The 13,847-nt window shown below is 57.5% G+C and carries 8 protein-coding genes; 5 read left to right on the top strand and 3 right to left on the bottom strand.

What is annotated here, in order from left to right; all coding sequences use genetic code 11:
* Positions 1–542: 542 nt before the first annotated feature.
* The gene (locus HY298_09115) at positions 543–2,099 is read right to left on the bottom strand and encodes a helix-turn-helix transcriptional regulator (protein ID MBI3850434.1); all 1,557 of its coding nucleotides are present in this window, start codon (positions 2,097–2,099) and stop codon (positions 543–545) included.
* Positions 2,100–2,170: 71 nt separating this feature from the next.
* On the opposite strand from HY298_09115, the gene HY298_09120 reads away from it, so the two are divergent.
* The 4 genes from HY298_09120 to HY298_09135 all read left to right on the top strand — a co-directional run bounded on the left by HY298_09120 (position 2,171) and on the right by HY298_09135 (position 7,555).
* Positions 2,171–2,395 carry a hypothetical protein gene (locus HY298_09120; protein ID MBI3850435.1) on the top strand — a complete coding sequence of 75 codons (225 nt, stop codon included), beginning with the start codon at positions 2,171–2,173 and terminating at the stop codon, positions 2,393–2,395.
* Complete coding sequence (locus HY298_09125) at positions 2,392–5,754, top strand: hypothetical protein (GenBank protein ID MBI3850436.1); 3,363 nt, start codon at positions 2,392–2,394, stop codon at positions 5,752–5,754. Before HY298_09120 ends, HY298_09125 begins: the two co-directional genes overlap by 4 nt.
* A 5-nt stretch (positions 5,755–5,759) precedes the next feature.
* Entirely contained in the window at positions 5,760–7,004 is a 1,245-nt protein-coding gene (locus tag HY298_09130; protein ID MBI3850437.1) for a DUF2399 domain-containing protein, read from the top strand.
* An 86-nt stretch (positions 7,005–7,090) separates the two neighbouring features.
* A complete protein-coding gene (locus HY298_09135) occupies positions 7,091–7,555 on the top strand; it encodes a hypothetical protein (GenBank protein MBI3850438.1) in 465 nt (154 codons plus the stop codon).
* Between the two features lie 74 nt (positions 7,556–7,629).
* Here the strand turns inward: HY298_09135 and HY298_09140 are convergent, their stop codons facing one another.
* Positions 7,630–8,073: a hypothetical protein gene (locus HY298_09140; GenBank protein MBI3850439.1), complete on the bottom strand. Its 444-nt coding sequence runs from the start codon at positions 8,071–8,073 to the stop codon at positions 7,630–7,632.
* A 9-nt stretch (positions 8,074–8,082) separates the two neighbouring features.
* A complete protein-coding gene (locus tag HY298_09145) occupies positions 8,083–10,143 on the bottom strand; it encodes a GNAT family N-acetyltransferase (protein ID MBI3850440.1) in 2,061 nt (686 codons plus the stop codon).
* A gap of 203 nt (positions 10,144–10,346) precedes the next feature.
* Here HY298_09145 and HY298_09150 point away from each other — a divergent pair, with 203 nt between their 5' ends.
* Complete coding sequence (locus HY298_09150; protein MBI3850441.1) at positions 10,347–13,835, top strand: DUF3883 domain-containing protein; 3,489 nt, start codon at positions 10,347–10,349, stop codon at positions 13,833–13,835.
* Positions 13,836–13,847: the final 12 nt, after the last annotated feature.

The raw sequence follows: 13,847 nt of genomic DNA on the forward strand, positions 1-13,847 counted from the left end.
CGATGAAGCTTTGAATTGATGAACACCAAAGATTTTCTCCGTCTCGGCGTGCCGTTAGGACGGCGACACGCCTGGCGACGGATTTTGTTTCCAAATTCATCCTCGGCGGCGGCGCGACCGGGAGCGCGGAATTTATTCCGCTTCAACGCGCAAAGTTGTGAGGCGCTGGGAAACAATTGTACCGGCTGGTGTTCGTGAGTTGAAGCGGCGTGAACGCCGCGCGCCGTTTACCGCACTCGAGGAGGTTGTTGAACTTGGCGCGCCCGGCGTGAGTCGAACACGCGACCATCTGCTTAGAAGGTATCCCAAAGCGCTATTTTTATTAGCTTTTACGCGGTTTTTCTAAGAAAGTCAACGGGTGCGTTGCAGTGCAGGGGTCGTGCGGAGGCGAAGCGTTGGACTACTTTTGGACTACACTTCCCATTTGATTGCCTTCGAGTGCAGACACGTCTCCCAATGGCCTCGCACGACACTGCTTTTCCACTCTGCAACATCATTTCTGGATTGTTTAACTCGGCGTTCCGGTCAAGAGGTCAAGTCCGTCATGTGCCGCTGCACCGTTCAATTGAACAGCAAATTGGTTCCGCGGATTCGCGTTCTTCGCCACTCGGATCGTCCGCGTCGGCGTTATTCTCGGACACTTGCGCCGATTGCTGATCACGGTTTTGTGCTTGCCTCTGGTCAGGCGGGGAATGGAACCCACGCAGATCCGTCATAAGCAGATCTCGCGGCGACACGTGAAAAAATCGGGCCAGCTTCGCCACTTGGTGCGGGTTAGGGTCTGTGCCGCCTAATAGCGTGCGTTGAACTCTTAATTCTATCCCGCAAGCTTCACCCAGAGGCGTCGGTGCCATTCCGGATGAGTTGATGAGGTGTTCGAGATTCGTCTTGAAGAATGGGGTCACCGTGATTTCGGGCCGAGCCGGGTCGGCCAGTTCAGCAAGGCTGATCCCAAGTGCTCGTGCGACCTCCGTGAGTAGATTGCGGTCAATGCGGCGCGACCTTGCTTGAGCGTAAGCGACCGCGGACATTGGCGAGATGCCCGCCATTCGCGCAATTTCCGCCGGATACAAGCCTCGTTCCCAACCGATGCTTTGGAGATTCCTGCTGATGACGAGTGGATTGAGCACCGGCGCCGGCGGGTACATGGCAGTTATATCCTCCATCACTAACTGCCGGACTGAGAATCTTTCGCCCTCGGTCCGAACGATGCGATGCGCCTGCAACGCTGAAATGTCTCCCGTCGCGAGCACCTCGTGCATGATCTTGCTGTCCATCCGGCAAAACCGAACAAAGTACGTGCTGCTCGCGATTCCGTGGTGGGCGATGATGGAGTTGAGATTGGCTTTAACGAGAGATGGATTTGGAACAACGTTCTCTCGTCTCGGATCCAGTATTTGAACCTCGGTCACATCCAACGCTTTAGCCAGCTTCGAAAGGGTGTCCTGCTTCGGGACCGCCTCCTTCTTGAGAGTTTTGTAACACTGCGGAGAGGCAATACCTGCCTTGAGCGCAAGCCCGTTGGCCGTCAAATTCCGTTCGAACATCATGCCCGCCAAATTCTGAGCGATTGTTTCTGCAACGGCGGCTGGATCATGCTGCACAATCATGTCGTCAAAAGTTTTTTCGCACTTCACGGGAGATGGTTGGTTCTCGGCCTCCGGCTGGGAAGGCGCATCATGATGAGGACTGGTTTCCGAGGTGTCCGCCGGGCGGGTCAGGTCGCTTGTCAACAATTGTTGAGGGGCGATACCAAAATAGCCGCAAATGGCCGGCACAAAGCACGCCTGCAAATCGCCGAATTTGCAGACCCGCGCAATAGTGGATCGAGGAATGCCAGTAGCGACAGCAATGTCGCTGTGATAAACGCCCTTTTGCGTTATCAGATGCTTCAGGTTGTTCTTCACCATCATTGGAGTCGGCTTTTCGACTGCGTGCGACGGAGTCTGTGTGTATATCGCCGGCTGCTCCTGCCCCAAACGTGGCAATTGTGTTAACGCCTCATAGTCCCGACTATCCAACTTCGATTCGATCCAGAGAATTGCGTCCAGCGCCCTGGCCGCCGGCTCTGCGTCCGAAGTCAGAATCTTTGCAATCATTGCTTTTGCCTGCGCAGCGGCGGCCTCCAAACTTTTGCCGGGGATGGCTCCCGGATACAATTGCCGGCCGGATGCTGGAAATCCTCCGACAAGCCCAGCGCTTCAACCTGGTTCGATTTGAGCTGGCCGAACCATTTGAACAGTCGCAAATCGAGGTTCTCAAAACGCTGCCGCGCGTGATCCAGTTCAACGAAATCGCTGAGTGGACGAAGACGGCGGAGTTGCACAAAAGCCCGCAGACCGCGCAAGCCGAAGCCGAGGAAGTCGGCGGCGAAGGGGAGGAATCTGAATCATGACCCGCGCTATCAAGCTCACCCGCATCCACGCCATCAACTGGTATGGCTACAACGACACCCTGTCGGTCGAAGGCAATCTATTGCTGGCGGGCGTGACCGGATCAGGAAAGTCCGTTCTCATGGATCTGGTGATGGCGGTGCTCGTGGGCACGGATGCCGCCCACCGGCATTTTAACCGGTCCGCAACCGGTGGCCAGGGCGACCGCACACTCAAGGGCTATTGTCTGCTCGACACCAAGCGCGAAGAAAACGGCGTGCCGCAATACCTCCGTCCGGCTGCTATCACTTACGTGGCGCTCGAATTCACATGGCCACCTCGAAATTCGGAAGAGACGCGCATTGAAACGTGGGGACTGCGCATCGAGTTCCGCAACACGGCGGAGAATCAGGGCCACATCAAGCCGTTCGTATGTTACGGACCGTTGGCAAAGGCGGATTTTCTGGATGCGGACCGTCGCCCCTTGGAAATGGCCGCGTTCCGCCACCTCATCGAAAAGGGACGCGACGGCCGGCTGTTTGAAACGCAGGACCAATACTTGCGCGACATGGCCAACGAACAGCACCTGAATTTCAACCGGGCCGTGCTGACTTCCCTGCTTCCGCAGGCGATGTCCTTCACGAACCTCAAGAGCTTCGATGAGTTTTGCCGGCGGTTCATCCTGCCGGACGACAAGCTCAACGTCGCGGATGTGGTTGCCAGCTATCGAAATTTCAAGGCATACGAAGATGACCTTCGCGAGTTGTTCGACCAACAGACGCGCCTTGAAACGATTCGTGACCATCACCGCGGCCACGCCGACGCCACGCGCGACCGTGTTGTTGCGCGGTGGCTGGCTGCACAATTGGCTCACGAATACGCCGCGGATTGCGTGCGCGAGCAGGAAGAAAAGTTGGTGAAGGAGAAAGCGGCGTTTGCGAAGGAGGAGGCGCGCATCGGGGAACTCGACAATCTGATCCAGGAGCGTCGCAGTCAGATTACGCGGGAGTTGGCCGCATTGAAGGAAATGCCGGGCGGGGCGCTTTACTTGGAACTTCAAGAGCAGAAGAAGCGGTTGGTTGGAGAAATCACTCGCCTGCAGGGCATCGGTAGCACCGTGGATTCAGCACTGCGCAATCGCGTTCAGAAAGCTCGCCAGTGGTTGAAGGACGTGGTCGCAGCGCCGCTTGCCGAACCCGTGGCGACCGCAGAGATGGAAGCGGCCATCAAAAAACTCGAAGCCTGCGCGGCAGACCAAACCGAAGTTGCCCTTGCTGCTGTCGCCAGTGAAGCCGAGCAGTTGAAAGCTGCGCTGAGCCGGGCCGTGCGGCCTACAGTTCAACAGTTGAACGAGCTTCGCGATCGGAAGGGTCGTTTGCGGGAAGAAATCACGCTGTTGGAGAGCGGGCAACTTCCCTTCCCGACCACCGTGCTCAACGCTCTCAACGAAGATTTGCCACGGGAGGGACGAACGCCGGCGGCGCAGCCGCTGTGCAAATTGTGTGAAGTCACGGATGAAGAATGGCGACCCGCCATCGAAGTTGCGTTCACTCGCAAGTTCTCTGTCGTCGTCGGTGAAGTGAATTACGCTGCCGCGCTCAAGATCTACCAGGCATTGAAAGCCGACTCCCCTCAGGAATCGCTCGTGAATCCGGTGAAGGCACTGCGCCTGGAGCGCTCGGTGAAACCCGGCTCGCTCGCAGAGAAGGTGCACATGGAGCATCCCGTCGCGCGCGCCATTGTCAGCCATCTCTTCGGTGATTTGATGTGCGTGCAGCACAGTGAAGATCTGGCCAAGCATGACTTCGCGATTCTCAAGGACGGCTTCATGGCCCGCGGCGCGTTCGTCGAGCGACGGCGGCATTACGACGGAATGCCGTTCGTGGGATTGCGCGGATTGGAAAAGCAACTCGGTCTCAAGAAATCGCAATGGAAGGAGCTTGACGCAAAGGAGCGCCAACTCGCCCCGATTGTCGCGGCGGTGCAGAACATTTGCGAGCGCGCGGCAGAGTTCATCCCGAGCCACACTTCATTGATGGGCGACCTGCGCGAGGCGCAACGGCTACCGAAACTGGAGGATGAGTTGAAGCAAACACTCGCCAAACTGAACTCAATGGACCGTGGGAGTTTCGAGGAAAAGGAACGCCTACTGGAAACGTTTGGAAGGGAATTGGAAGGTTGGGAGAAAGAGTGGCGGGGATTGCTGCAGAGCCAGAAGAAGGGTGAAATTGATCGACTGACCACCAATCTCAAGGAAGCGGAGGAGAAAGAATCCGCCGCCGCTCGTGTATTTGAACGGGTCAGACAGGAGAGCGGCGACCTTTCTATTCATGCCGCCCGTCTCAGCGACTGGCGCAAAGAAGTAACGACTGCCATCCCGGCACTGGACGCAGCCGCCCGAGAGTTCGAGCGGTTGGAACGCGAAGCCGACAAGCAGGCCGAGGTCGGCTGGGAGAAATTGAAAGCTGCGCGGCACGAACTGGCTCTGGCCTATCGCAAGTTTCAGGATCTCTCTCCTGAAAACCCCTCGAACGAGCCGTGGGCCAAATTGCTCACACAAATTGCCGAGGCGAACATTCCCGACTACAAAGCCAAGGCCGAGGCGGAGCGCAAGCGGTGGGAACATCTTTTCCGCAGCAATGTTCTCCAGCGGATGGATCAGGCGTTGCGACAGGTCAACAATGCCATTGTGCTGCTCAACGACCACTTGAAGCAACCCATCGGCAATGACCGTTACCAGATTGAGCGCAAACAGAATCCCGATTTTCGTCTCTACCGGCAACTCATTGATCTCAACGCTCAATTCCAGGACGATGGCCTTTTCTATCAGGCCGTGCAGGGCCAGCTTGAAGATGCGCTGAAACATTTTCTGGATGTGCTCACCGATGCGCAGAAAAGCGCCGAAGCCGACCGGCTTCTGGATTATCGGCAATACTTTGACTACGACCTCCTCGTCTGGGACGCACGCGACCCGCAGGCCAAGCCGGTGAGCGTGGACAAGCAGAGCGGCAAGATGAGCGGAGGCGAGAACCAGTCGCCGTACTTCGTCGCGATCCTCGCCAGTTATCTGCGCTCCTACAAACGGCACGAACGACGATGGAACGATCCGTCGCTTGCCCTCGTGCCCATTGATGAAGCGTTCTCCAAGATGGATACCGGACGTATCAAGGACTGCATCGAGGCGATCAAGGACCTGGACCTTCAGGGCGTCTTCTCCATGAGCACGGGCAACGTCCCGACGGCGTTCAGCTTGTGCAACGAACTCATCGTGGTTTCGCGCCACGAAGAGCGCCGTGGCAATCGCACGCACATTCGCAACGTCCCTGTGACCATCCTTCGGGATTCCGAGGAAGGACGGGAGTGGATGCGTGAACACGCGTGACGGAAATGAAATCCGCCTCTCCAATCCTCCGCGCACTCGCCAGGCTCTACGCCGAGTCCAGGGCCGGACGCACTGGCGCGGGTCAGCGCGACTTCCTGGTGGATTTCAAGAAGCTGCTGGCTGCTGCCGGATGCGAAGATGGCGATGATCGGGAAACCGCCATCCGCCAACTTCGTGAATTGCATGGCAAGCTGCTGCGCCTTGAAGGTCCACGCCGGGACGCAGACATCATTCATCAGGTCCGACTCCCGCTCGCCAATGAAGCCAACCTATTTGCACTGCTGGGCGATCCTCCGCCCGCAGAACGCCGCCTCCGGCTGGCTCAACAGTTTGCCGAGGCAGTTCATGCCGACGTTCCCGACCGCTGGCGCGAGTCGTGGCGAAAATGCTGCGCGGAATTCCAGCAAGCGGCGATTCAAGGGGCAGCCATTACTCCATTCTCTCGCGACGATTTGGCCGTCAATTCTGAACTGCTGGCACTCGTTCCCAAGTTGCTAGCCTGGCACGCCAAGGGAGAGGAGTCGCTATTGCGGTTTGCCAGTTGTGTGCTGACAAGTAACTCCAAACGACTCGGCGAACTCGCGGCGGAAGATGACACCGGCAACCGTCGTGGCAAACTCGGCGCGATTCTCGAACGCGTGACCGATGGCGAGATTCGTTCTCTTGAAGACGTTGGCATCCTGCAAGCGCCGCGCTTTGCGCTCGTCCATGGACCGATTCGTCTGTTGCTGGACGGTGAATGGCTGAACTTGGGTTCGCTCCAAGGCCCATGCCGCCTGTCCGAAACCGACATCACCCGCGCGGAACGAGTTGAAACTCCCGCCCGCCGCTGCCTGACTGTGGAAAACGAAACCAGTTTTCACGAGTTGGCAAAGCTCCGTTCCGGCGAATTGCTCATTTGCACGAGCTATCCAGGTTCTGCGACGCTCGCATTGCTGAACAAGCTGCCGGATGCATTGGAGTTTTGGCATTTTGGTGACAGTGACCCGGAAGGTTTTGACATTCTCCGTGACCTTCGAGAACGCACCCGCCGACCGTTTCGATCTCTTCACATGAACTGGCGACCTGCGACGGACTCTCCCACTCTGGATGCCGCTGAAGAACGGCTCGTCAATAAATTGCTGAAGTCGGAAGCCATGCAATCCGAACGCGAGGTTCTGAAAACCATGTTGAACGCGCACAAACTAGGCAGCTTCGAACAGGAATCCCTCGGACGGCCGACTCAGCGGGAATGGCCATTCTATTCTTGAGTCGGGATGTTGAGCGCTCCGAGCCTGCAACCGCTGGATTGAAATGCTTCTTGAAATACTTCAACGCCTACCCGATATAGTATTCCATGAGCACAGCGGTCAGAGAACGGCCGACAAAGGTGGCGCGAGTGAAGCGCAGCCTGGAAAAAGAGCGCGACAAGCTCTTTGCCAGGCTTCAGGAAATCAACCAAGCCATTCAGGAGGCCGACACCGAAACCGCGAAGTCCGGGAAGTTGACCCTCGCCAAACTGAGGGCAGCGCTGGGCTGGAGTCGCAATCAACTCGCCCATGTGATGAACGCTTCTGACCGTGCCATCGTGAATTGGGAACAAGGCGACCCCATCAGCCCCGTTTACGCGGCCAAGCTGCGGGAGATTCAGAGTGTTTACAACGAACTCAAGCAATTGATGAAGCCCGAAGAAATCGGCCCGTGGCTGCTGACCGAGATGGAGGAATTTGAAGGCCGCACTCCAGCGGACCTGATCAGCAAAGGCGAGACCGGCCGCCTTTGGGCATCGCTGTTTTACCTCCGTTCTGGTTTGCCGGATTGAATCCATCGGCAAACGTCAATCTGCACGAATCAATTGCCCGGCACGGGAGCGATTCACGGACCAGATCGTCTTCGTTAGTTCAGTCGGAGTTGGCTTTCAAACCCGGCGATGCGTGAGAAGGCGCGCCTGCAAATGTAGTGGTAACTCTGCGGAGGGTGGAATCCGTTGCGTTCCTTTCTGAGCTTTGCTAGTCGAACCGGGGCGGGGAGCCGCCAATAACGGTTAATTAAGATCGCGAACGCTGTTTTCTTTCCTTTGTAGTAGACGTCAAATTCGCGTTTTGATAATCCACTTCCTCCATTGAATTTGCGCCATATCGAGCTTGGCGCGCCAGAAACGACTTCGCCGACCTCAAACGCCCCTTCAAGTGCCATCACTGGAGAAGACACATAGACGAAAACCAAGTCTCCCTTTCCAATGCGCGGTCGCAGCCGCCGGAGTTCGACGTTCTTCGTTCCGGCAAAAATCATCTCCGCGAATCGAGGACGAATGGAGATCAGGAGAGCGTGGTTTGGCATGGTTTTTGGCTACAGTTGTTTTCCCATCCGGTAGATTGCGGTGAATTGTTCAGGCGTGATTTTTCTCGGTGACATGATCGGCGGGGCGACACCGAGGCGCTCCAATTCCTCGAGCGACACTGGTCGAGCAAATCGCTCCGTCATTGCAAATCGAAACGCCAGAAGGTGTTCGTTGAGGTTACCCCCGGCGGCGTTCAAAACATCTCGCCACTGATAAACGCCAAGACGACTGAATTTCTTGAACACTTCTTTGGGCCTGCCGACAAAAACCTCCTCGATTCTAGAACAGGCCTTGACGGTCATCGAGCCGCGCCCTTCCGGTCCCTTGCTCACATACCACAGCACGCGACCGGGATGCTGAAGATGAGTATTCCGTCTTGAGCAGTAATAAGCGCCCTCAATACCAAGGTGTAATTCGTCCCTGAGTCCGAAGAGCAGTTCGCTTCCCAGATCCGCGTCGAAGAAATGCTGCGCCCATTGTGCCTGGATGGGCACCACAAACGAGTCCAGAGGTGCGTCTGCGACCTTTGCCGGCCAAAGCACCCTTTCGATATCCGCTGCTCCGAGTGCGGATTCTTCGCGCAGATAGCCGTCGATGCCTGCACGGATTGTCGCAAGCACGTCATCGGGTAACGTGAAATTGCCGACCGACTGCTTGAGCGCCTCCGCTGGCAGGGATTGCCCCACTCCAACCTTCCACCAACCTTGGGACGACGGGACGAAACCCATTTCCTCCAAGGCGAGCTTCACCTCAGTTGCCAAATCCGCGTCAACAATCCTTAACAATGGGACTGAGCGCGATGCGTTTTCGATTAATGACCGCAGCAAATGCCGCGCGACTGTTGGAGCCAATGAGTGATTAGTCAGGCGAAAAAGGGTGATATTGATGGCTGAGTCGGGCGTGCGGCTCTTGACCAAGAGTGCCACGGGCTCTTTCTCGCCCGTCATCGCAAGTTTGCACTCGTGTTCTTGCGGCTTGGCGAGAAAGTGTCGAATAGCTTTTGCGAAATCGCCTGCCTTCTCACCGTTTGGTCGGAGGAAGGCTTCGACCACGATTTCTACCTGTTCCGCGCGGAGGAGATTCGCGGTCAGTCTCGATCCTTCAAGCCGGGCAGGTCGGTACTCCGCCTCGCGGCGCAGACTGTCGAGTTCGTTGATCAAATCCGTGGGATGAAGGACACGGAGGCCGTAACTGTCAAAAAGTGAATCGCACCGCTCGACGAGCTTTGTGTCGCGGGTCACGAAAAAAGGAACATCCGCAGCAATACTGTGTGCGACCTGCCTGAGATCGGAATCATCCCGCAGGCATGCCGCGTCTGGAAAATCCGACTCAAGTTCCGCAATCAGGCCTTGCACTCGTGCATCTTCAGTTTTCAGAATTCGATGTCTCGACACCAGACTCCGACTCCTTTGCCTTTGTTCCTCGGATGGCGCGCGGCGAATCTCGTTGTAAATCTCTGGCGTGAGGCAGAGTTCGATGCTCTCCTGCAGCCAGTCCGCAAGCAATGCCTTGGAATCCTCGCTTTCCAGCGTATTCCGCTCGTGAAGATCGTAGAATACGTTCGCGTCAATCACCACTCGCAGTTTCGCCTCTGCGACACTGGAAGCCGCCCCAAAGGAAAACAAATCGGGATGATTGTGGTCCAGCCACCAGTATTCGAGTTCCGCTCCGTCACTGCCCCGCCCCCGTTTTGCTGCCACCGCGACGAAACCGAACTTTGGCCATGCAGCATTCGCTTCATAATCGCGGCGGCAATAGAGGCCAACGCCCCTCAACTGTTTGGTTTCGGATTTCAGCTTCTCAACCAACGCCCGAGCGGCGCCTTTGCCACGGAAATCCGCGCGTACGCAAAAATGGACTATGGCAGCACGTTCTCGTGCGATTCGATATAGGAGATAACCAACGCACTCGCCGCCGCCTGTGAGCGCGAGCAGAATTTGCCCCTCCGTGGCTCGCTCTTGGAAAGCTCCCTTGGGAAACATGCCAAGATTCTTGCCATCGGCCCGGTGTAGCGCCATCACCGATGCAAGGTGCGGCGAATCAGTGTTGATTGCTTCGATCTTAATCATTTCCGTCCGAGCCGTAACGGTCAGCATACTACCGAACTGCCCACCGAGGACAAGGGCCGATGGCCCAGCCTTCCGCAATCAGAGCGGCGCATGTCGCTCGACAGACGAGCGTCAGGTCCTTGAAGCCAACCACGAGAACGACAAAGGATTGTCCGTATGGGAACGTCCTGCTACCGTCACCCGCAGACTGCGGAAAAATGACGATGGAAACCCGACTTCCCATTGGCGTGCGAATTCAGCTTCCGGGGCACTTCGATGCTCCGGTGATTCTGGAGGACGCACGGCCATTGCCCAACGGCTACGAATGTCGCGTTCGACTGGCAGACGGGACGCTTGAGGAAGCTGTCATTTCCAAAGAGGAAGCCGCCGCGCTCAGTGCCGACGATCACGCGGGAACCGCAAAAGCGACGCTGGCCGACCCAGAGAAACTTCGCCTGTTGATTGAGTCCGCGCGCATCCGGCTCGCCTTCGCGCACGATCGGCAGTTCGCAGTCAGCCTGTCCGGGATCCGCACGCTGCCGCACCAGATCGAGGCGGTTTATCAGAAGATGTTGCCGCAACCGCGCCTTCGATTTCTGCTCGCGGACGATCCCGGCGCTGGTAAGACGATCATGGCCGGGCTGCTCATCAAGGAACTGAAGCTCCGCGAAGCCATCGAGCGCGTGCTCATTCTTTGTCCAGCGCCGCTAACGATTCAGTGGCAGGACGAAATGCTCCGCTGGTTCGGTGAGACGTTCGACATCATTTTCGCTGCGGTTGACCAGCAGCAACTCACGAATCCCTGGCAGCGATCCTCGCAAATCGTCGCCTCGCTGGACTACGCGAAACAGGATTCTGTTCGTGAGCGCATCTGGCAGCAACATTGGGATCTCGTCATTATTGACGAAGCTCACAAGTGCTCCGCGCGCACCAGGCCCGGCGGCGCGGGCCGCGAACCTTCGACTGACCCGACGAAACGCTACGAACTCGCCGCCAAGCTCACCTCGCAGGCTGACCACGTCTTGCTGCTCACAGCGACGCCTCATCATGGCGATGAAGACAAGTTCGCGCATTTTCTTCGCCTCATTGACCCCGACCTTTTCCCCGAACCGCACCGGCTTGGCAAGCAGGCGGAGCAAATCCGCAAGGAAGTATTCCGCCTTGGCAAAGATTGTCCGTGGGCGTTGCGCCGCCTGAAGGAAGACTTGCGTGACATGAACGGCCAGCGGCTCTTTCCTGACCGCCACGCCATCACCGTTAGTTTTAACCTCAACGAGGAGGAGTTCGCGCTTTACAAAGCCGTCACCGCCTACATCAACGAATTCATGTCGCAGCAAAGCGGCCAGCGTCGTTCGTCCGCCGCGCTTGCTCGCACCGTGCTGCAACGCCGTCTCGCCAGTTCTGCTTGCGCCATCCACGAATCAATGAAGCGCCGGTTGCTCAAACAGGAGAATCTTCTGAAAGAACTTGAAGGTCTTTCACCAAAGGACCGCGCCAAGCGACTCTCCGCCATTCAAGGTCGGCTACCCGACGCGGAGCAGGAAGAAGACGACCTCGACGACGAGGCGCGCGACCAATTGGTGGACGACTACACCGCCGCAGTCGAACTCGACCAACTCCGCCGGGAAATCATCGAGCTTAAGGAACTCGTCGAGCAAGCCCGCCGCGTCCGGGAAGGCGCGGGCGACTCCAAGCTCGCTGCACTCAAGAAATGTCTTGGCGAGGCGCAGTTCGCCGAACTCAAGGACGGTCGCGGCAAGCTTCTGATTTTCACTGAGCATCGTGATACGCTCAATTATTTGAAGGAGAATCTGGCAAAGTGGAACTACACCACCTGCGAAATCCACGGCGGCATGAACCCGCACGAACGCAAACACGCGCAGGAACTTTTCCGCACTTCCTCACAAATCTGCACCGCCACCGAAGCGGCAGGCGAAGGCATCAACCTTCAGTTCTGTCATCTGATGATCAACTATGACATGCCGTGGAATCCGACGCGCTTGGAGCAACGGCTCGGGCGCATCCACCGCATCGGTCAGGAACGCGACGTTTACGCTTACAACTTCGTCGCCACCGATTCCGTGGATGGCCAACCGATTATCGAGGGCCGAATTCTTCATCGGTTGCTGGAAAAACTCGACCAGATGCACGAAGCCCTCGAAGGCCGCGTGTTCGATGTCATCGGTGAAGTGCTTTCGCTCAACGACGTAAATCTGCCGGAAATGATGCGGGAGGCCGCCTACGACCCTCGCCGATTGGATGAATACATTGACCAGATTGACCGCATAGACCCCGGCAAACTGAAGTCTTACGAGGAAGCCACTGGCATCGCCCTCGCACGCGGCCATGTGGACTTCACCGGCTTTCAAAAACAAAACCTCGAAATCGAGGAACGCCGTCTCATGCCGCGTTACGTCGAGGCGCATTTCATTGCCGCTGCGAAAGAAATCGGGCTTCGCACTGAACCGCGTGCCGATGGCCTGTGGCGCATTGAACACGTTCTGGCAGACCTTCGCTCCGACCGGCTCGATGCTGTGCGCAAGCTCGGCAAACCGGACGTCTCCTATCGCAAAGTTGCGTTCGACAAGGCCCGCTTGGAAGAGGATGCGCACATTGACGCCGTCCTGCTCGGTCCCGGTCACGCACTGTACGCGACCGTTGACGAGAAACTTAACGAGCGCCTCACTGCGCTGGTCGGAAATGTTGCGTGCTACGAAGACCCGCTCTCGCCAACCGCCTACGTGCTGCATTTTTTTGAAATCGCCATCAGAGGCAAGGATACCAAGGGCAAAGACGTGCCACTTTATGGCGAACTCGTTGCCGTGCGCGAGGAAGCTGGAGCGTTCGAGGTCGTGCCCAGCGACATCTTGCTCAACCTCCCGCCGCATCCCAAGCCGCCCAGGGAAATCGAGCCGGTAAATTCCCAGCCCGCTGCCGATTTCCTCAAGACGACCTACCAACTCGAATGTCGCGCCCGTTGTCAGGAGGAACGTCAGCAATTCGCCCGCATCATCCGCGAGTACCTCGACAAGTCGTTCGACGCGCGCATCAAGAAAGCGCAGGAGCGCGCGATGCTGCTCGCCGCCGAAGTGGGTTCCAAACCGGAATACAAACTCCCTGCCGAAGAGGCCCGCAAACAGGTGGATGAATTGCAACGGACGCGCACGGAACGGCTCGATGGTTTGAATCGTCTGGAAATCGCCCGCACCGGACCCGTTCGCCACGTCGCGACCGCTCTCGTATTACCCCCGACCGCCGGAGACACGGCAGACCTCGGTTCGCTCTTTGGCGACCGCGATCCGAAGACCGAACTCGCCGCCGAGGAGTTCGTCATCAACCACCTGGTCACGAAGGAAGGCTTTCGCCGGGAGGATTGCCAGCGCGTCGGCAACGCCCGCTTCGCCGGCAACAAGCGCGAGGGCTTCGACATTCGTGCTGTGAAGTTGCTCGACGAGGCGACCGGCGCAATGGAAGTGCGCCGCATCGAAGTCAAAGGCCGCAAACGCGGCGGTAACATCGTGCTGACGACCAATGAGTGGTTCAAGGCGCAGCAACTCGGCGAGCACTACTGGCTTTGTGTCGTGTGGGACCCGCTCGGCCAATCGCCCGAACTGGTCGCCATCCAGAATCCTGTGCAGAAACTCGACCACGCGAAGCGGGAAATCATCGCGTCACGGTATTATGAGATTCCGGCGGACGCCTTGAGGCGCTAAAAAATCTTCAGC

It is taken from the genome of Verrucomicrobiota bacterium (genome assembly GCA_016200005.1).
Taxonomy (GTDB): domain Bacteria; phylum Verrucomicrobiota; class Verrucomicrobiia; order Limisphaerales; family PALSA-1396; genus PALSA-1396.

What these genes read in the sequence shown, in the direction of transcription:
- HY298_09120 (MBI3850435.1), top strand. Translation starts at nt 2,171, where the DNA reads ATGCTGGAAATCCTCCGACAAGCCCAGCGCTTCAACCTGGTTCGATTT.
- HY298_09145 (MBI3850440.1), bottom strand. Translation starts at nt 10,143, where the DNA reads ATGATTAAGATCGAAGCAATCAACACTGATTCGCCGCACCTTGCATCG.
- HY298_09115 (MBI3850434.1), bottom strand. Translation starts at nt 2,099, where the DNA reads ATGATTGCAAAGATTCTGACTTCGGACGCAGAGCCGGCGGCCAGGGCG.
- HY298_09125 (MBI3850436.1), top strand. Translation starts at nt 2,392, where the DNA reads ATGACCCGCGCTATCAAGCTCACCCGCATCCACGCCATCAACTGGTAT.
- HY298_09130 (MBI3850437.1), top strand. Translation starts at nt 5,760, where the DNA reads ATGAAATCCGCCTCTCCAATCCTCCGCGCACTCGCCAGGCTCTACGCC.
- HY298_09140 (MBI3850439.1), bottom strand. Translation starts at nt 8,073, where the DNA reads ATGCCAAACCACGCTCTCCTGATCTCCATTCGTCCTCGATTCGCGGAG.
- HY298_09150 (MBI3850441.1), top strand. Translation starts at nt 10,347, where the DNA reads ATGGAAACCCGACTTCCCATTGGCGTGCGAATTCAGCTTCCGGGGCAC.
- HY298_09135 (MBI3850438.1), top strand. Translation starts at nt 7,091, where the DNA reads ATGAGCACAGCGGTCAGAGAACGGCCGACAAAGGTGGCGCGAGTGAAG.